Annotated in this window: 18 protein-coding genes and 1 pseudogene; all 19 read left to right on the forward strand. The window is 43.7% G+C overall.

The genetic code is table 11. The features are described from left to right. Positions 1–14: 14 nt before the first annotated feature. The 19 genes and pseudogenes from O3644_RS01785 to O3644_RS01875 all read left to right on the forward strand — a co-directional run bounded on the left by O3644_RS01785 (position 15) and on the right by O3644_RS01875 (position 17639). Complete coding sequence (locus O3644_RS01785) at positions 15–770, forward strand: SDR family oxidoreductase (protein ID WP_048763257.1); 756 nt, start codon at positions 15–17, stop codon at positions 768–770. Between the two features lie 6 nt (positions 771–776). Then, the gene (locus O3644_RS01790; protein WP_048763256.1) at positions 777–1487 is read left to right on the forward strand and encodes a class I SAM-dependent methyltransferase; all 711 of its coding nucleotides are present in this window, start codon (positions 777–779) and stop codon (positions 1485–1487) included. 39 nt (positions 1488–1526) lie between these two features. Next, positions 1527–2579: an acyltransferase gene (locus O3644_RS01795; protein ID WP_048763253.1), complete on the forward strand. Its 1053-nt coding sequence runs from the start codon at positions 1527–1529 to the stop codon at positions 2577–2579. A gap of 255 nt (positions 2580–2834) precedes the next feature. Next, positions 2835–5054 carry a single-stranded-DNA-specific exonuclease RecJ gene (gene recJ, locus O3644_RS01800; protein ID WP_371594908.1) on the forward strand — a complete coding sequence of 740 codons (2220 nt, stop codon included), beginning with the start codon at positions 2835–2837 and terminating at the stop codon, positions 5052–5054. A gap of 120 nt (positions 5055–5174) precedes the next feature. Beyond that, positions 5175–5687 (forward strand): adenine phosphoribosyltransferase, encoded by a 513-nt coding sequence (locus O3644_RS01805; RefSeq protein ID WP_045499661.1) that lies wholly within the window; start codon positions 5175–5177, stop codon positions 5685–5687. A 100-nt stretch (positions 5688–5787) separates the two neighbouring features. Then, a complete protein-coding gene (gene metA, locus O3644_RS01810; protein ID WP_048763248.1) occupies positions 5788–6729 on the forward strand; it encodes a homoserine O-succinyltransferase in 942 nt (313 codons plus the stop codon). 9 nt (positions 6730–6738) lie between these two features. Next, positions 6739–7419: a DnaD domain-containing protein gene (locus tag O3644_RS01815; RefSeq protein ID WP_048763246.1), complete on the forward strand. Its 681-nt coding sequence runs from the start codon at positions 6739–6741 to the stop codon at positions 7417–7419. A gap of 68 nt (positions 7420–7487) precedes the next feature. Next, positions 7488–8276 (forward strand): glutathione-dependent disulfide-bond oxidoreductase, encoded by a 789-nt coding sequence (yghU, locus tag O3644_RS01820; protein ID WP_048763245.1) that lies wholly within the window; start codon positions 7488–7490, stop codon positions 8274–8276. 119 nt (positions 8277–8395) lie between these two features. Next, complete coding sequence (locus O3644_RS01825) at positions 8396–9085, forward strand: tRNA (adenine(22)-N(1))-methyltransferase TrmK (RefSeq protein ID WP_048763244.1); 690 nt, start codon at positions 8396–8398, stop codon at positions 9083–9085. Continuing rightward, positions 9072–9869: a Nif3-like dinuclear metal center hexameric protein gene (locus O3644_RS01830; RefSeq protein WP_048763242.1), complete on the forward strand. Its 798-nt coding sequence runs from the start codon at positions 9072–9074 to the stop codon at positions 9867–9869. Before O3644_RS01825 ends, O3644_RS01830 begins: the two co-directional genes overlap by 14 nt. Positions 9870–9880: 11 nt before the next feature. After that, positions 9881–10993: an FAD-binding oxidoreductase gene (locus O3644_RS01835; RefSeq protein ID WP_048763241.1), complete on the forward strand. Its 1113-nt coding sequence runs from the start codon at positions 9881–9883 to the stop codon at positions 10991–10993. After that, entirely contained in the window at positions 10990–12030 is a 1041-nt protein-coding gene (locus tag O3644_RS01840; protein ID WP_048763239.1) for a hypothetical protein, read from the forward strand. Before O3644_RS01835 ends, O3644_RS01840 begins: the two co-directional genes overlap by 4 nt. Before the next feature lie 109 nt (positions 12031–12139). Continuing rightward, a complete protein-coding gene (locus O3644_RS01845; protein ID WP_005590490.1) occupies positions 12140–12610 on the forward strand; it encodes an 8-oxo-dGTP diphosphatase in 471 nt (156 codons plus the stop codon). 22 nt (positions 12611–12632) lie between these two features. Beyond that, a pseudogene (gene tmpA, locus O3644_RS01850) lies at positions 12633–13459 on the forward strand (ZIP family manganese transporter TmpA). Positions 13460–13593: 134 nt separating this feature from the next. Then, positions 13594–14463 carry a glucose-1-phosphate thymidylyltransferase RfbA gene (gene rfbA, locus O3644_RS01855; RefSeq protein WP_048763238.1) on the forward strand — a complete coding sequence of 290 codons (870 nt, stop codon included), beginning with the start codon at positions 13594–13596 and terminating at the stop codon, positions 14461–14463. Positions 14464–14467: 4 nt separating this feature from the next. Beyond that, positions 14468–15061 carry a dTDP-4-dehydrorhamnose 3,5-epimerase family protein gene (locus tag O3644_RS01860; protein ID WP_015605114.1) on the forward strand — a complete coding sequence of 198 codons (594 nt, stop codon included), beginning with the start codon at positions 14468–14470 and terminating at the stop codon, positions 15059–15061. 241 nt (positions 15062–15302) lie between these two features. Then, on the forward strand, positions 15303–16349 hold the full coding sequence (rfbB, locus tag O3644_RS01865) for a dTDP-glucose 4,6-dehydratase (protein WP_048763236.1): 1047 nt from the start codon (positions 15303–15305) through the stop codon (positions 16347–16349). 181 nt (positions 16350–16530) lie between these two features. Next, the gene (locus O3644_RS01870) at positions 16531–17133 is read left to right on the forward strand and encodes a hypothetical protein (RefSeq protein WP_371594909.1); all 603 of its coding nucleotides are present in this window, start codon (positions 16531–16533) and stop codon (positions 17131–17133) included. Between the two features lie 212 nt (positions 17134–17345). Next, positions 17346–17639, forward strand: coding sequence for a cupin domain-containing protein (locus O3644_RS01875; protein ID WP_005590484.1), 294 nt, complete (start codon positions 17346–17348; stop codon positions 17637–17639). The last annotated feature ends 86 nt before the right edge of the window (positions 17640–17725 follow it).

Consider the following 17725-nt stretch of genomic DNA (forward strand, 5'->3'; position numbering starts at 1 on the left):
TGAAAGGCAGAACAATGCGCACCATCATCATCACAGGAGCTAGCGGTGGGCTGGCTCAGGAAATGGTTCAGCTCTTGCCCCATGACCGACTGATTTTGGTCGGACGGAGCAAGGCTAAGCTGGAAAAACTATATGGAGAAAAAGAAAATCTTGACCTAGTAGAGCTGGATATCACAGACAGCTCAGCTTTGGAAAGCTTTGCTGAGCGAATTGACAGACAATACGGCCATGTTGATGTTCTAGTCAATAACGCTGGTTATGGGATTTTTGAGGAATTTGATAAAATCAGCTCAAGCGATATCGAGGCCATGTTTGAGGTCAATACCTTTGCCTTGATGAATCTGTCCCGGATCTTTGGAGCTCGCATGAAGCGGACAAACCGAGGCCATATCGTTAATATCGTTAGTATGGCCGGTCTCATTGCAAGTAGCAAGTCTAGTCTTTATTCTGCGACGAAGTTTGCGGCTATTGGTTTTTCCAATGCCCTGCGTTTGGAACTACTGCCTTTTGGTGTCTATGTCACGACGGTAAATCCCGGTCCTATCAAAACAGCCTTTTTCGATCAGGCGGATCCTGATGGTTCCTATGTGAAAGCAGTCGACAAATATATGCTTGAGCCAGACTTTGTAGCAGGCAAAATTGTCAAATCTTTTGGCAAAAAGAAGCGGGAAATGAATCTACCTGGGATTCTCAATCTTGCCCACAAGCTCTATACCCTTTTTCCAAGAATTGCCGATAAAATGGCGGCCAATATGTTTAACTATAAGTGAGGTTTTATGACAGCTAATCTACAAGCTTACAAGGCTCATTTGCAGGCGCCTTGGGGCAAACTTCAGTATGATATTATTTTTGCTTTTCTTAAATCGCTGAAGGGCCAGAAAATTCTTGATTTCGGCAGTGGTTTTGGAATTGTGGCTGATTTTCTAGCGGAAAAGAACCAAGTGACCGCCATCGAGCCGAACCCAGAAATGATTGTCGAGCGCAAGCAGAACTTTTCCTATGAACAATTGCAAGGCAGTCTCGAAGTTCTGCAAACATTGCCAGACCAGTCTTTTGATGTCATCATCTGTCATAATGTTTTAGAGTATGTGTCTGAGCCATCCCTTTACTTAGCTGAATTTTCCCGCCTCTTAAAAAAGGACGGCAAAATTTCTCTGGTCAAGCATCACGAGGTTGGGCGAATTATGCATACAGTGGTTTTTGAAAATGACCCAGAGAAGGCTCAGCAGCTTTTGGCAGGTCAGGAATATCAAACCCACAGCATGGGTGCTGCTAAGGTCTATCAGGTTTCGGAAGTGATCTCAGGTCTGCCATTAGAAGTCGAGGATTATCAAGGACTACGGATTTTTTACGGGCTGCAATCCAATGACTACAAAACTGCCCCTGACTGGGCTGAAAAGATGCTTGAAATGGAGCTGGCGGTCTGCACCCAATCTCCTTACCGAGATATCGCTGCCTTTCAGCATCTTTGGCTGAGCAAGCACTAAATCTATTTATTAAGCAAAATCTTCCTAGGGAGAGTATTTATGGCAGAAAGAAATGTCAGAGAGCCTGAGCAACCGGTCAACTACGCCATGCTCAGTTTGTTTCAGTACCTAGCTTCAATTTTGGTAATTTTGGTCCATTGTCAGCGACTTTTTGAAAATGAAGTTTTACATTTTACTCAGAAAAGCATGTTTGGTCGCATGGCAGTGCCTTTTTTCCTGATTTCATCAGCTTTTATGCTAAAGTCCAGCTTGGCTAAGAAGCAGGATATGAAGCTGTACATTAAGCGTATTTTGAAGCAGTATCTTTTGTGGAGCGGGATTTATGTCCCTTATGCCTTGGCGTATTTTTGGACCTTGCCAGTTCAAAAACATTACGCTCCATTAGCCTTGTTGGCTGGGCTTTTGTATATCGGCTTATGTTATCAACTTTGGTACATTCCAGCCTTTCTCTTGGGACTTTTACTTGTTCACTATGTTTATAGAAAATGGGGTGCTAGAAAGACGGGGATTTTTTTGCTCCTGCTTTATGTAATGGGCTCGATCGAGACATACTACGCTTATTTCTCACATAGCTGGCTTACCCAATCATTTGATGCCTATGCTAAAATTTTCTTCACCACCCGAAACGGCCTTTTCTATACTCCCATTTTTGTTTACTTGGGTTATCTACTCTATGATTATCGGCAGTCTAGCATTTTTAGGAAGGATTATGGGAAAAAGCTATTCTTGTCTGGCCTTCTTTTGCTGCTAGATGGATGGATTGTCTTTATTCACCAAGGGATTGACAAGAATTTCTTTTTGGCTTTGCCTCTCTTTGCTTTATTTCTGGTGAATTGGATTTTGCGTACAAGAATTGGTCAAAACTGGCATCTGTATCACCTTAAAGAATTGAGCGTTTTGTATTTCTTTTTGCATCCGATTTTTATAGAATCCTCTTTTTATCTGCTCCAAAAAACCGATTTTGTCAAATGGCAGCAGGGAAGAATTGTATTTTTGCTAACCTTGCTCTTGACTCATCTAAGCGCAGAAGTCATTTTATTGGCTCGGAAGCGCTTGTTCTTGCAGCAAAGACTTACAAAGGGAATGGGATGACAAATGAGAGCTAGTAAGTCGGATCTGCCTATCGGAGAAGCCCTAGCTGGTAAGCGGAAATCCAGAAAGGTTGTCCTTGTTCAAATTTTAATCGAGTGAGGAAGTAAAACATAAAGTGGAAGTAAAACATAAAGTGGAAGTAAAACATAAAGTGATAGAACAGAAGAAATATTTCGTGCCTTTTTCTTCTGTTCTGTCGCTTTTTCATGTTATAATATTCAGACAAGATTGAACGGAGAAAGAGTTTCACTTATCATGATTAGCTCAAAATATGACTGGCAGTTTGCCACAAATTTTACAGATGAAAAATTTTTAAAAAAGGCTAAGAAAGCTGGGCTAGAACCCGCAGCTGCTAGTCTTCTTTACCAAAGAGGTGTGCAGACTGAAGAGGCTTTACAGGAATTTTTGGAGCCTAGTTTAGACCAGCTTCACGACCCTTATGATCTGCATGATATGGAGCGGGCAGTGGAGCGAATTCGCTCAGCGATTGAGAATTATGAGCAGATTTTGATCTATGGTGATTATGATGCAGATGGTATGACCTCGGCATCGATTGTCAAGGAAGCCTTGGAGCAGTTGGGGGCTGAGTGTCAGGTCTATCTGCCCAATCGCTTTACGGACGGCTATGGTCCTAATAGCAGTGTTTACAAGTATTTTATTGAAAATCAAGGCACCTCGCTCATTATTACAGTGGATAATGGAGTAGCGGGACTTGAAGCTATCGAGCTGGCCCAGTCTCTGGGCGTGGATGTCATCGTGACGGATCACCACTCTATGCCTGAGGAGCTGCCAAACGCCTATGCGATTGTCCATCCGGAACATAGCGGAGCAGATTATCCTTTCAAGTATTTAGCCGGTTGTGGTGTGGCTTTTAAGCTGGCAACAGCCTTGTTGGAAGAAGTCCAAGTTGAACTTTTGGACTTAGTTGCCATTGGTACCATTGCCGATATGGTCAGTCTGAAAGGGGAAAATCGGATCTTAGTCAAATACGGCCTTTCCATCCTCAAAAACACTCAGAGAATAGGTCTACAGGAACTCTTCAAAATAGCTGGTATTCAGCCAGATGAACTGGATGAAGAAACGGTTGGCTTCCAGCTTGCTCCCCGACTCAACGCCTTGGGACGGCTGGATGATCCAAATCCAGCAGTTGAGCTTTTGACTGGCTTTGATGATGAGGAAGCTCGCGACATTGCGCTCATGGTCAACCAAAAAAATGATGAGCGTAAGGAAATCGTCCAGCAGATTTATGAAGAAGCACAAACCATGCTGGATCCTAAGAGACCAGTACAGGTGCTGGCCAAGGAAGGTTGGAATCCTGGTGTGCTAGGGATTGTCGCTGGGCGCTTGCTGGAAGAGCTGCACCAGCCAGTCATAGTGCTTAATATTGAGGATGGCATCGCTAAGGGTAGCGCCCGCAGTATTGAAGCGGTCAATATTTTTGAGGCCTTGGACAGTCATCGTGACCTCTTTGTAGCCTTTGGCGGCCATGCTGGAGCAGCTGGGATGACTCTCGAAGCAGACAAGCTGGCGGAACTTGCTGACATCTTGACAGCCTACATCTTAGATAATGATTTGGATTTGACTGGCAAAACAACACTCTATTTAGACGAGGAGTTGCAGCTGCCAGAACTGACCCTTGATACACTCAAAAGCTTTGAAAAACTGGCGCCTTTTGGTATGGATAATAAGAAGCCACTCTTTTATCTCAAGGATTTTAAAGTGGACAATGCTCGGACTATGGGAGCTGGCAATAGCCATCTCAAGCTAAAAATTTCTCAGGAAGACGCATCTTTTGAAGTAGTAGCTTTTGGGCAAGGAAGCCTGGCGACAGAATTTGCCCAGACCAAGAATCTGGAGCTAGCTGTCAGCCTCTCTGTCAATAAATGGAATGGACAGACTAGTCTTCAGCTTATGCTGGTAGATGCCCGTGTGGACGGCGTTCAGCTTTTCAATATCCGCAGCAAAAATGCGACGCTACCTGACAAGGTTCCAGTCTTGCGTTTCACAGAGGAATTGCCGGATTTGACAAATAGCAGAGCAGTTGTGGTTTATGACCTGCCTGATGATTTGAAGGTCTTGAAGAAGATTCTTCAATCACAGGATTTTGAAGCGATTTACTTTAAGAATGAGATTGCCAAGCCTTACTATCTGACCGGCTATGGTACCCGTGAGCAATTTGCCAAACTCTACAAGACAATCTACCAGTTCCCTGAGTTTGATGTTCGCTATAAACTTAAAGAGTTGGCGGATTACCTGAAAATCGACCCAATTCTCTTGGTCAAAATGATTCAGATTTTTGAAGAGCTGGGCTTTGTCAGCATCACCGAAGGTGTCATGACAGTTAATAAGGAAGCTGAAAAGAAAGAGATTGACAGTAGTCATATTTACCAAGACCTCAAGCGCGTGGTCAAAGAGCAAGAACTCATGGCACTGGGCACTGTGCAGGAGATTTATGATTATTTGATGGACAAATAAGGGAAATCCCTCTATTTTCCAAACATTTCATATCTAAAAAAATTTGAAAGTCTGCTAGAGCCTTTTTAAATAAAACATGGTATAATAGAGAGTAAAAAATTTTTTGAAAGAAAGAATATTATGAATTTAAAAGATTATATTGCAACCATTGAAAACTACCCAACGGAAGGGATTCTCTTCCGCGATATCAGCCCTTTGATGGCTGATGGGAATGCCTATAGCTACGCTGTTCGTGAAATTGTTCAATATGCGACTGACAAGGAAATTGACATGATCGTCGGTCCAGAAGCGCGTGGCTTTATCGTAGGCTGTCCAGTTGCCTTTGAATTGGGAATTGGTTTTGCTCCTGTCCGTAAGCCTGGCAAACTTCCTCGTGAAGTCATCTCAGCGGACTATGAAAAAGAGTATGGTGTAGATACTCTGACTATGCATGCGGATGCAATCAAACCTGGTCAACGTGTTCTGATTGTTGATGATCTTCTTGCGACTGGTGGAACTGTTAAGGCAACCATTGAGATGATTGAGCGTCTTGGCGGCGTAGTGGCTGGCTGTGCCTTTCTTATCGAGCTGGATGAGCTCAAAGGTCGCGAAGCAATCGGCGATTATGACTACAAGGTATTGATGCATTACTAAAGATATAGCTTATTACTATATCTAGTTAGAGAAAAAGTATAATTGAAAACTATATCTCCTTTGAGTATAATGAGTATATTAAACAAAAGGAGATATTTTTATGCCTATCAAGATTGATAAGAAGCTTCCAGCAGTTGAAATTTTAAGCTCTGAGAATATCTTTGTCATGGATGATGACCGGGCAGATCATCAGGATATCCGCCCTTTGAATATCTTGATACTCAATCTTATGCCCCAGAAAATGGTGACGGAAACTCAGATTTTGCGTCATTTGGCCAATACGCCCTTGCAGCTGACCATTGAGTTTCTTTATATGACTTCTCATACGTCAAAGACTACCCAAGTGGAGCATATGCAGACCTTTTACAAGACTTTTGATGAGGTCAAACATCGTTTCTTTGATGGCTTGATTATCACAGGAGCGCCAGTAGAACATCTTCCTTTTGAGGCGGTGGACTATTGGGAGGAATTCCAGCAGGTGATTGAATGGTCCAAGACTCATGTCTTTTCGACTTTACATATCTGTTGGGGAGCACAGGCTGGCCTTTATGCCCGCTATGGCGTAGATAAGCACCAGATGGAAGAGAAACTTTCGGGTGTTTACGAGCAGTCAACTCCAAGCAATAATCTGCTTTTTAGAGGTTTTGATGATGAATTTATCACGCCTCATTCAAGGCATACAGAAGTACTGAAAGAAGACATTCTGAATCTGACCAATCTAGAGATTCTCTCCGAGGGAGAAGACACGGGCTTGTCTGTTTTGGCGAGCCGTGACTTGCGAGAGGTGTATAGCTTCGGTCATATGGAATACGACCGTGATACCCTTGCCAAGGAGTATTTCCGTGACTTGGAAGCGGGAAAGGATCCTCATATTCCTGAGAATTACTTCAAGAATGATGATGTGAATACGACTCCTTGTCTGCGCTGGAGTTTGGCAGCAGCTCTCTTTTTCAGTAATTGGGTCAATTATGCAGTCTATCAAGAAACACCATTTGATTGGCAAAGTCCAGAGAATGATGCATCCTTCTTTGCTTATTTATAAAGAGGTACTATGACTTATTTAGCAGCTTACAAAAATGGCAACTTGGTTCTTCCAAGTGCCCTCTTTTTGCATTTTAAAGACATTTTTGATTCCAGTGATGATTTTTTGGTCTGGCAGTTTTTCTATTTGCAAAATACCACCTCATTGGAGGAATTTGCGCCCAGTCAGATTGCGGAGCATATTGGCAAGACCTTGTCCGAGGTCAATCGTTCCATGTCCCATCTGACAGAAAAAGGCTTGCTCCAGTACAGAACCATTGAACTGAATGGGGAAATTGAAGCGATTTTTGATGCTTCACCAGCCTTAGAAAAGCTAGATGAGCTTTTGGAGACTTCTGGTCCTACTGGGTCAAGGCCAGTGTCGGATGGTAACCTTCTTAAGGAACTGGTTGAAACCTTCCAGCAAGAATTGGGTCGTCTTTTGACTCCATTTGAAATTGAGGATTTGACCAAGACCATTAAGGACGATCAAACCAATCCAGATTTGGTCAAGGCTGCCTTACGCGAAGCGGTTTTCAATGGCAAGCCTAATTGGAAATATATCCAGGCAATCTTGCGTAATTGGCGGCGGGAAGGTATTACAACCCAAGCTCAAGTAGAAGCCAAACGGGCGGAGCGTGAAGCAAGTAATCCACAGAATGTAACGGTTTCGGATGATTTCCTCAATGCCATGAATTTGTGGAAGGACTGAATTTACTAGATTAACAGTGGCCTGTTAGATACGACAGGCCCTTGGTTTTATAAAAAAAGGAGAAAAGTATGACCTATCAATTACCAAAAGTCTGGTCCGCTGCGGACAGCGACCAAGGAAAATTTTCAGGTATCAATCAGCCTACTGCGGGCGCGCGTTTTGAACAAAAGCTTCCTGTCGGTAAAGAGCCCTTTCAGCTTTATTCACTTGGTACTCCAAACGGGGTCAAGGTGACGATTATGCTGGAGGAACTACTGGCAGCAGGTGTGACAGAGGCGGCCTATGACCTCTATAAGATCAGCATCATGGATGGCGACCAGTTTGGCTCAGATTTTGTGAAAATCAATCCCAACTCCAAGATTCCGGCCTTGTTGGATCAGTCAGGTTATAAGCCGATTCGCGTCTTTGAATCAGCAAATATCCTGCTTTATCTGGCAGAGAAGTTTGGAAAGCTGATTCCGTCAGATTTGGCTGGTCGGACGGAGGTGCTCAACTGGCTCTTCTGGCAGACAGGCGCGGCGCCTTTCTTGGGAGGCGGATTTGGTCATTTCTTTAACTATGCACCAGAAAAGCTAGAATATCCTATTAACCGCTTTACGATGGAAGCCAAGCGGCAGCTGGATTTGTTAGACAAAGAATTGGCCAAGAAAGCTTATATCGCTGGAGATGACTATAGCATAGCAGATATTGCTATCTGGTCTTGGTATGGTCAGTTAGTGCAAGATAAGATCTATACTGGAGCAGCGGAGTTCTTGGATGTTGCATCTTACAAACATCTAGTTGCCTGGGCGGAGAAGATTGCGGCCCGTCCGGCAGTCCAGCGTGGTTTAGCTGCCGAGTATCAAGAAATCAAATAAAAAGTGACAAGTGGCGAGACAGAATCAGTTTATTAACAGGCTGATTTTTGTTCCGCTGCTTTTTTTATACCCTTAAAAATGATATACTGAGTAGAAGAATGTTTAGAAAAGAGTAAGCAATGCAAAAAAAGACGATTTCTCAACGCTTGGAGCGAGTAGCTGCTTTTGTGCCAGATGGGGCAAAGTTGCTGGATGTTGGGAGCGATCACGCCTATCTGCCTATTTACCTGATTCAGCAGGGACGGATTGAGAAGGCTCTGGCCGGTGAAGTGGTAGAGGGGCCTTTTCAGTCTGCCCAGAAAAATGTGGCAGAGCATGGACTGACGAAGCAGATTGAGGTTCGCCTGGCCAATGGTCTGGCGGCTTTTGAAGTGGAAGACCAGATTGACACTTTCGTCATCGCTGGCATGGGTGGTCGCTTGATTTCAGAGATTTTGGAAAATGGCAGAGATAAGCTTGCGTCGGTTTCCCGCTTGATTTTGCAGCCCAATAATCGAGAGGATGAGCTCCGCAGCTGGCTGGTATCCAACGGCTTTCGTTTGCTGGCTGAGGATATCTTAGAAGAGGCTGGTAAGTTTTACGAAATCCTAGTGGCTGAGGCAGGCCAGCAAACTTTGACGGAGCAAGAAAAACGCTTTGGTCTTTTCCTGTTAGAACAGCAATCTCCAGTTTTTCGGAAAAAATGGCAGAAAGAACTGAAGAAACTTGAAGGAGCTCTAGCCCATATCCCAGAAAAGAATCAGCTGGAACGCTCTGCTATGTCCCAAAAAATCGAAAATATCAAGGAGGTGCTCCATGTTAGCAAGTGAAATCATCACCCGATATGAAGCCTACTGCCCGCAAGAACTGTCCATGGAGGGCGACATTTCAGGCCTGCAAATCGGAACTTTGGACAAAGAAGTTGACAAGGTTCTAGTGGCTCTGGATATTCGCGAGCAGACGGTGGCGGAGGCTATTGAGGCAGGTGCTGGACTGATTATCGTTAAGCATGCGCCTATCTTTCGCCCGCTCAAGGACCTAGTGGCGGATAAGGCGCAAAATCAGATGATTTTAGACCTCATCAAGCATGATATTGCTGTCTATGTCAGTCATACCAATATTGATATTGTGGAGGACGGGCTTAACGACTGGTTCTGCCAACTTCTTGAGATTGAGGATACAAGTTTTCTCAGTCAGACGGAGCCAGATCACGGTATTGGCCGCGTGGGGAAGATTGTGCCTCAGACTTTTGGGGACTTTGCGGCTAAGGTCAAAGCAACTTTTGGCCTAGATAGTTTGCGTCTGGTCGCTTATAAAGAAGCAGATCTCGAACGCGTGATTGAGCGTGTGGCTATCTGTGGCGGCAGCGGTCAGTCCTTTTATCCGGAGGCCATTGCTAAGGGAGCGCAGGCCTACATCACTGGTGATATTTACTATCATACAGCTCAGGAAATGTTGACAGAAGGGCTTTTGGCGCTGGATCCTGGACACCATATCGAGGTTCTTTTTACGGAAAAAATAAAAGAAAAGCTTGATACTTGGAAGGCAGAAGAGGGATGGGCGCTTGAGATTCTATCTAGTCAGGCTTCGACTAATCCTTTCCGACATATTTGAGAGGGAGCAACATGAAAAAAGTAGCAGTGATTGGAGCTGGGATTGTTGGCTCAACAGCGGCTTACTATCTGTCCAAATCCCCAGATGTGGAAGTGACTGTCTTTGAAGACGGAAAGGGGCAGGCAACCAAAGCAGCCGCTGGCATTATCAGTCCTTGGTTTTCCAAGCGTCGCAACAAGGCTTGGTACAGGATGGCGCGTCTGGGCGCTGATTTTTATCAGGACTTGATTGCAGAACTGAAAGAGGCTGGAATCCAGACAGACTTTTACCAACAGACAGGTGTTTATCTGCTGAAGAAAGATGAGAGCAAGCTGCAGGAGCTTTATGATTTGGCTACTAATCGTCGGGAAGAGTCGCCCTTAATAGGGGAGTTGAGTCTTCTCAGCCGTCAGGAAGCCCAGGAGAAATTTCTAGACTTGCAAGGCTTTGAGCGACTTCTCTATGCTTCCGGCGGTGCCCGTGTGGAGGGAGCACTCTTGACGGAGACGCTTCTGAAAGCTAGCAAGGCTGAGTTGGTTGAGAAAAAGGTAAGCTTGACAGTAGAAGGAGAGCAACTTCTGGTGGATGGTCGGAGCTTTGACTGTGTTATTTTAGCTGTGGGAGCTTGGCTGGGAGAAATCTTGCAGCCACTGGGCTATAAGACAGATGTTCGGCCGCAAAAAGGACAGCTGCGTGATTTTAAGCTAGCTGAGCAGACAGATGACTACCCTGTTGTGATGCCTGAGGGCGAGCTGGATATCATTCCTTTTCTAGCAGGTAAGGTCAGCGTCGGTGCCAGCCATGAAAATGATCGGGGCTTTGATTTGACAGTAGATAAGACGGTGCTGGATCAGTTGCAGCAAGAAGCGGAAACTTATTTGCCGAGGTTGGCTACTGCAGAGATTCTAGGCGAGCGCGTGGGAACACGGGCTTATACCAGAGACTTTTCTCCTTTCTTTGGAGCTGTGCCAGACTTGCCGCATGTCTACGCAGCCAGCGGTCTAGGCTCTTCTGGTCTGACAACTGGCCCACTCATCGGACGCCAATTAGCTCAGATAGCTTTAGGAGAAGCAGGACTGCTAGATCCATCTGACTATCCTATTGGACGGTACGTGGAGAAGAAGATACTTAAGGAAAACAAATGATTATAATATTCCTCATTTTACTTTTACTAGTAATATCAATATCAATTTCAATCCCACTTATTCTATTTACTAGACACAAAAGTCGTTCTCAACATCCTCTTATTGCTCAGAATAATGGAGGAAATCAGAAACTAGCAAAGAATACAAAAAAGAAAATAGGCTTTGGTGTTTTGGGCTGTTTCCTATCTAGTGTGGCGATCGTTTTTCTCATGGCTCTTGTCTCTATGTTTCTGAATTTCATAGATATATGGGGAGTTTTTGTACGAGTGCCGAAATATGAAATGGTACAGGCTGTTCAGCGCTCTTATGAGAAGAGCGGTTTTGAAGGAACGGTCAGAGTTTTAGATGCTAATAAAAACTATACCTCTTTTGCTGGTTATTTAATAAGTGCTGAGTATTCTGAGGAAATTGAGGGGAAAACGGTTAAGATCGGTGACCGAATTGAGTACTACACCTCTCGGGATGAGAAATATGGAAAAACGGATATTGACCTACAGCTTGAAAAGGGAGATGCTATTTATCAAGCTTTCCCTAGCATCGCTTATACGGGACTTGAGCTGAGTCCGGGTTATAGTGAAACTTTAGAGACTGTAAAAGATGGTTTTACAAGGGCAGATAAGAAGAAACTATATCTTGAATCCCTTGATTTTATGATAGATAAGGATGCGCCACATATTGATGCATACGAGGCTCTGATAAAGAAGAATCGGGCAGAAGGCCAGCCTTTGCAGGGCTTATATCCAATTCCTATTTCTGACATGTTGGAAAAAGAGGCTCTTGCCATTGAAATGAAGGTAATTTTTAACGTGGAGCAAGACGATGGATCTATCATTAGTATTGGCCAAGACCAAAAGAATGATGATAAAATCAAGCAGATTTTACAAGAGCAGCTAGATTTAACGAAGCTACCAAATGCACGTTATCTTATGGCCATTAGTGTCGGGAAACATAGTAAGTATTCTGGATTTGGTAAATACGAAGTCATTGTCCAAAATCATCAGATCGTTCGATTTTCTATCCAAAATAAAGAATATTGAGTTGGAATAACTCTTTTTGGGTATTGCTTTCAATTACAGCTTGTAGTTGTGCAAGTGTCATGATTGAGGTTTTCTTAAAGTTACTAGTTCTATGTAAAGAAGGTTTGATATGACAGAAACTATTTTGAATTGGGTCAATATTTGTGTAAAAAAAGACGATCAAATTTTACTGCTTAATCGCCAGCATGATAACTTTAAAGGGTGGATACAACCTGGCGGGAAGGTGGAGTTTCCAGAATCTTTTTTTGAGGCTGCAAGGCGCGAATTAAAAGAAGAAACGGGGCTGACTGCTCTAAACCTGGAATTGAAGGGGATTTCAGGCTTCACTAATCCGAGTAAAAAAGAACGGTATGTGTATTACGATTTTCTTTGCACTGCCTTTGAGGGGCAAGTCAGGGGAAACGATCATGAAGGGGAGCCCAAATGGTGGAAGATTTCGGAACTTGGCCAAATAGATATGCAGGACGACATACGTGAACGTTTGCCTCTCTACTGGAGGAAAGGCTCTTTCGAGCGGATTCATTACTGGAATGAGGAAAAACACTGTATCGGGGAAACCAAGACGATTCTGTATGATTGATTTCAGAGAATAAGGAGAAGTTATGGACTGGTTACGATCGCAGCCTGTGGGGTTATGCAGGCATTCTTGGCTGGGCTTTTTACATGGGGATGTACCATTGTGGGATCGACTATTGTATTTTTCTTTAAACAGGTCAGTCGCAAGCTGCTGGATATTATGATGGGCTTTGCGGCAGGAGTCATGATTGCGGCTTCCTTTTGGTCGCTTCTCGCACCGTCGATTGAGTATGCGCAAAGTTCTTATGGTAAATTGTCCTAGCTGCCTGCAGCGATTGGTTTTTTAGTGGGAGGTTTTTTCCTGCGACTGATTGATGCGGTAGTGCCTCACTTGCACTTGAGCAAGGACATTTCGGAGGCTGAGAGTGTTTCTGAACATAGCCGGAAGAAACTGTCCAAGACGGCTCTGCTATTCCTGGCCATTACCATTCACAATTTTCCAGAAGGTTTGGCAGTCGGAGTAGCCTTTGGTGCTTTGGCCGCCAATCCTAGTCCGGAAGCCTTTGTCGGCGCGATTGGTCTAGCTTTGGGAATTGGCCTGCAGAACGTCCCAGAAGGAGCGGCTCTGTCCATTCCGATTCGGACAGACGGCAAGTCTCTGCTTAAAGCCTTTTACTGGGGCTCCATGTCTGCTATTGTAGAACCAATTGGGGCTGTTCTAGGAGCGGTAGCTGTCATGGCCATGACAGCTATTCTGCCCTATGCCCTCTCCTTTGCGGCAGGAGCTATGATTTTCGTGGTGGTAGAGGAGTTGATACCAGATTCGCAGTCCAATGGCAATACTGATGTGGCGACTTTGGGTCTCATGGTGGGCTTTGTTCTCATGATGGTCTTGGATGTGGCTTTGGGGTGATGCCAACTTGGAATCAAAGAGCGGAAGAAAGCCGAATTTCCGCTTTTTTTCTTTTATTTAAGGGTAATGAAAAGGATGACATCCGCTTTCAAAAATGGTAAAATAAAGGGAATACATTAAGAGAGGAAACTCATATGAAAGGTATTATTCTTGCAGGTGGTTCTGGTACACGTTTGTACCCATTGACCCGCGCTGCGTCAAAACAGCTCATGCCGGTTTATGACAAACCCATGATTTATTATCCACTGTCAACTCTTATGCTGGCTGGTATCAAGGACATCTTGATTATCTCTACTCCGACGGATTTGCCTCGTTTTGAGGATTTGCTGGGTGATGGCTCTGAGTTTGGTATCAAGCTCTCTTATGCAGAGCAGCCAAGTCCAGACGGACTGGCACAGGCCTTTATCATTGGGGCTGATTTTATTGGCGATGACAATGTAGCGCTGATTCTTGGGGATAATATTTACCATGGACCAGGTCTGAGTAAAATGCTCCAAAATGCTGCGGCGAAGGAAACAGGAGCAACTGTTTTTGGCTACCATGTTAAGGATCCAGAACGCTTTGGTGTCGTAGAATTTGATGAAGATATGAATGCTATCTCCATCGAAGAAAAACCAGAACAGCCACGTTCTAACTATGCAGTGACAGGACTCTATTTCTACGATAACGATGTTGTAGAGATTGCCAAGAACATCAAACCAAGTCCTCGCGGAGAACTGGAAATCACTGATGTCAACAAGGCTTACTTGGAACGTGGCGATTTGTCTGTTGAGCTCATGGGACGTGGTTTTGCTTGGTTGGATACAGGTACCCACGAAAGTCTCCTAGAGGCAGCACAATATATCGAAACAGTTCAGCGTATGCAGAACGTGCAGGTGGCAAATCTGGAAGAAATTGCCTATCGTATGGGCTATATCACTAAAGAGCAAGTGCACGAATTGGCGCAGCCGTTGAAGAAGAATGAATACGGACAATACTTGCTCCGTTTGATTGGAGAAGCATAAGAAGATGACAGAACAATTTTTTGATAAGGAATTAGCAGCGCGTGAAGTTCCCGGAATTCCTGGAATGCTGGAGTTTGATATCCCTGTTCGTGGGGACAATCGAGGCTGGTTTAAGGAAAATTTTCAAAAGGAAAAAATGCTGCCGCTAGGCTTCCCTGAAAGCTTCTTTGCAGAAGGAAAACTGCAAAATAATGTCAGCTTTTCTCGTAAAAATGTCCTGCGTGGTCTTCATGCTGAACCATGGGACAAGTACATCTCAGTTGCAGATGATGGTAAGGTGCTAGGATCTTGGGTCGACCTGCGTGAGGGCGAGACCTTTGGTAATACCTACCAGACAGTAATTGATGCCAGCAAGGGGATTTTTGTGCCACGTGGTGTAGCCAACGGCTTCCAAGTCCTTTCTGACACGGTTTCCTATAGCTATCTGGTTAATGACTACTGGGCTTTAGAACTCAAACCTAAGTATGCCTTTGTCAACTATGCAGATCCAGCTTTAGGCATCCAGTGGGAAAACCTAGAAGCAGCAGAAGTCTCAGAAGCAGACAAGAACCATCCATTACTCAAGGATGTCAAACCACTAAGAAAAGAAGATTTATAAGAAGATTTCTTTTCTGATTCATTAATTGATACTGAAATATATAATTAAGCTCAGCTCCTATCCGAGCAAAGCGAGTGGAAGAAATGATTGCCGCTGTGGTGTAAGTCATGTAACAAATTATTTAGTTTGTTACATGACAGGGGATTTTTGAGACATAAGGCTCAAAAATAAGCAATGAAACCGGAGGTTTGCTTGCGTCCCCACCACTTAAGGCAATTATAAAAAAGTTTAAGGAATAAAAATGACTGAATACAAAAAAATTATCGTGACAGGCGGAGCTGGTTTTATCGGTTCTAACTTTGTCCACTATGTTTACAATAACTTTCCAGATGTCCATGTGACAGTGCTGGACAAGCTGACTTACGCAGGTAATCGCGCTAATATTGAAGAGATTTTAGGCGACCGTGTTGAGTTGGTTGTTGGAGATATTGCTGATGCAGCCTTGGTAGATAAGCTGGCTTCCGAAGCTGATGCTATCGTTCACTATGCGGCAGAAAGCCACAATGACAATTCGCTCAATGACCCGAGTCCATTTGTTCACACCAACTTTATCGGAACTTACACGCTTTTAGAAGCAGCCCGTAAATACGATATTCGTTTCCACCATGTGTCGACTGATGAGGTCTATGGAGATCTCCCTCTTCGTGAAGACTTGCCAGGTCATGGAGAAGGTCCAGGAGAGAAATTTACGGCTGAAACCAAGTACAATCCAAGCTCACCTTACTCATCAACCAAGGCGGCTTCAGACTTGATTGTCAAAGCTTGGGTGCGCTCTTTTGGTGTCAAAGCGACTATTTCTAACTGCTCGAACAACTATGGTCCTTACCAGCACATCGAGAAGTTTATTCCGCGCCAGATTACCAATATCCTGAGCGGTATCAAGCCAAAACTCTACGGTGAAGGTAAAAACGTCCGTGACTGGATTCATACTAATGACCATTCATCAGGCGTTTGGACGATTCTGACCAAGGGACAAATCGGCGAAACTTACTTGATTGGTGCTGATGGTGAGAAGAACAATAAGGAAGTGCTGGAGCTGATTCTCAAGGAAATGGGACAGCCAGCAGATGCTTATGACCATGTGACAGATCGTGCGGGTCACGACCTCCGCTATGCTATTGATGCTAGCAAGCTTCGTGATGAGCTAGGATGGAAGCCAGAGTTTACCAACTTTGAAGCAGGTCTCAAAGAGACGATCAAGTGGTACACGGACAACCAAGACTGGTGGAAATCTGAAAAAGAAGCAGTAGAAGCCAACTATGCTAAGACGCAACAAGTGATTAAGTAAGCCTTGTTATACAGGCAATATGCGACTAAGAGGCTGGGATTATTTGTCCCAGTCTTTTTTATAGGATTGTTAGTCTTTTAATCTCTTTGTTACAGAAAATGATGTAAAAATAGTGTAAAATGAGATAAATCCTTTCTGTGTTTTCAGCTAAGGATATTTCTCAAAGTAAAGGAAGACAGATATGAAATTGATCAAAAGATTGGTGGGAATTGTTTTGGTGCTGTTGCTTGCAGCAGTGCTATTTCTGGTTCCTTCTTCTATCAATCCGAATGAACAACTAAAAAATGTTCAAGCTAATACTTCGTGGGAAAGCATGATTGAGCCGACTTTGAACAATGTTAATGCAACAGCTCAGGGAGTCAGCACAGAAGTCTCTCTAAACAGTGTCCAGCTTAATCAGCTTCTCAAGTCTTCGCTGACTGATAGCGAGAATCAGGAGCTGCTGAACAGTGCTTACAGCATTGAAGGCAATAAGCTGCGCATCCAGCATCCGGTTAAGCTGTTTTTTATTGATAGTAAGCTAGATCTAGAGGTAGATGTGACGGTGAAGGGGAGTGCCTTATACATCACAATCGATAATGCCAAGCTAGGCATCCTTCCTATCCCTAAATCTTGGGTGACTGGCATGCTGAAGCAGCAACTGCAGACCTCTAATTCGACTATCACAACGGAGGGAGATAGTTTCCTTCTAGCTCTGCCGCAGGGTCCATTTAGCATTGACAAAATCAGCCTACAGAATGGAGTTGCTAAAATCCAGATCAGTATGGCTTATGGAATTCAATGATTTTAAAATCTAATTTAAACCAAATTTCTAGATTGAAGAAAAGATCTATTTTAGATGACGTTCTTCAATCTTTTTTATATTTAAGAAAATTAATTGAATAGAGCATGATGAAAATACCATATTATGTAACTTTGTAGGTATCAATTAGGAATATTAAAAAATTCTGACAATTCTTCGGAATTATGCTAAAATGAAGAAAAGGAGGGAAAACGATGAAATTTTACTCAATAGATCCAAATGTTGATGTGGTTGAAACTCCGGTCGAAGAGCAAGGACGTCTCATTCGCCATTTGCACCTTGCTAAAGGAAAACAAATCCCTGAACATAGTGCAGATGCTCTTGTTACAGTTGTCTGTCTAGAAGGGAAGGTGGATTTTACTGCCTTGGGAGAAACTGTACAATTAGTACCGGGAAGTTTTCTGACAATGGAGCCGAATGAACTTCATAGTTTATATGGCGTAGAAGAGAGCCATGTTTTAGTGATCCAGCAGTTGCTTTATCCGTAATCTACTCGAACAGATGCTCTTTCAACATTAACTCAAGGAATTTTTTTATTTCTTGAGTTTTTTTATTCTATTTTCCAAGGGGGCTT

The organism is Streptococcus sp. 27098_8_113 (assembly GCF_041432545.1).
GTDB lineage: Bacteria > Bacillota > Bacilli > Lactobacillales > Streptococcaceae > Streptococcus.

Coding starts and splice junctions, on each gene's coding strand:
- O3644_RS01835 (WP_048763241.1), top strand. CDS start 9,881: ATGAAAAAAGTAGCAGTGATTGGAGCTGGGATTGTTGGCTCAACAGCG.
- O3644_RS01795 (WP_048763253.1), top strand. CDS start 1,527: ATGGCAGAAAGAAATGTCAGAGAGCCTGAGCAACCGGTCAACTACGCC.
- O3644_RS01805 (WP_045499661.1), top strand. CDS start 5,175: ATGAATTTAAAAGATTATATTGCAACCATTGAAAACTACCCAACGGAA.
- O3644_RS01790 (WP_048763256.1), top strand. CDS start 777: ATGACAGCTAATCTACAAGCTTACAAGGCTCATTTGCAGGCGCCTTGG.
- yghU (WP_048763245.1), top strand. CDS start 7,488: ATGACCTATCAATTACCAAAAGTCTGGTCCGCTGCGGACAGCGACCAA.
- O3644_RS01860 (WP_015605114.1), top strand. CDS start 14,468: ATGACAGAACAATTTTTTGATAAGGAATTAGCAGCGCGTGAAGTTCCC.
- O3644_RS01830 (WP_048763242.1), top strand. CDS start 9,072: ATGTTAGCAAGTGAAATCATCACCCGATATGAAGCCTACTGCCCGCAA.
- rfbB (WP_048763236.1), top strand. CDS start 15,303: ATGACTGAATACAAAAAAATTATCGTGACAGGCGGAGCTGGTTTTATC.
- O3644_RS01815 (WP_048763246.1), top strand. CDS start 6,739: ATGACTTATTTAGCAGCTTACAAAAATGGCAACTTGGTTCTTCCAAGT.
- O3644_RS01875 (WP_005590484.1), top strand. CDS start 17,346: ATGAAATTTTACTCAATAGATCCAAATGTTGATGTGGTTGAAACTCCG.
- O3644_RS01870 (WP_371594909.1), top strand. CDS start 16,531: ATGAAATTGATCAAAAGATTGGTGGGAATTGTTTTGGTGCTGTTGCTT.
- recJ (WP_371594908.1), top strand. CDS start 2,835: ATGATTAGCTCAAAATATGACTGGCAGTTTGCCACAAATTTTACAGAT.
- metA (WP_048763248.1), top strand. CDS start 5,788: ATGCCTATCAAGATTGATAAGAAGCTTCCAGCAGTTGAAATTTTAAGC.
- O3644_RS01845 (WP_005590490.1), top strand. CDS start 12,140: ATGACAGAAACTATTTTGAATTGGGTCAATATTTGTGTAAAAAAAGAC.
- O3644_RS01825 (WP_048763244.1), top strand. CDS start 8,396: ATGCAAAAAAAGACGATTTCTCAACGCTTGGAGCGAGTAGCTGCTTTT.
- O3644_RS01840 (WP_048763239.1), top strand. CDS start 10,990: ATGATTATAATATTCCTCATTTTACTTTTACTAGTAATATCAATATCA.
- O3644_RS01785 (WP_048763257.1), top strand. CDS start 15: ATGCGCACCATCATCATCACAGGAGCTAGCGGTGGGCTGGCTCAGGAA.
- rfbA (WP_048763238.1), top strand. CDS start 13,594: ATGAAAGGTATTATTCTTGCAGGTGGTTCTGGTACACGTTTGTACCCA.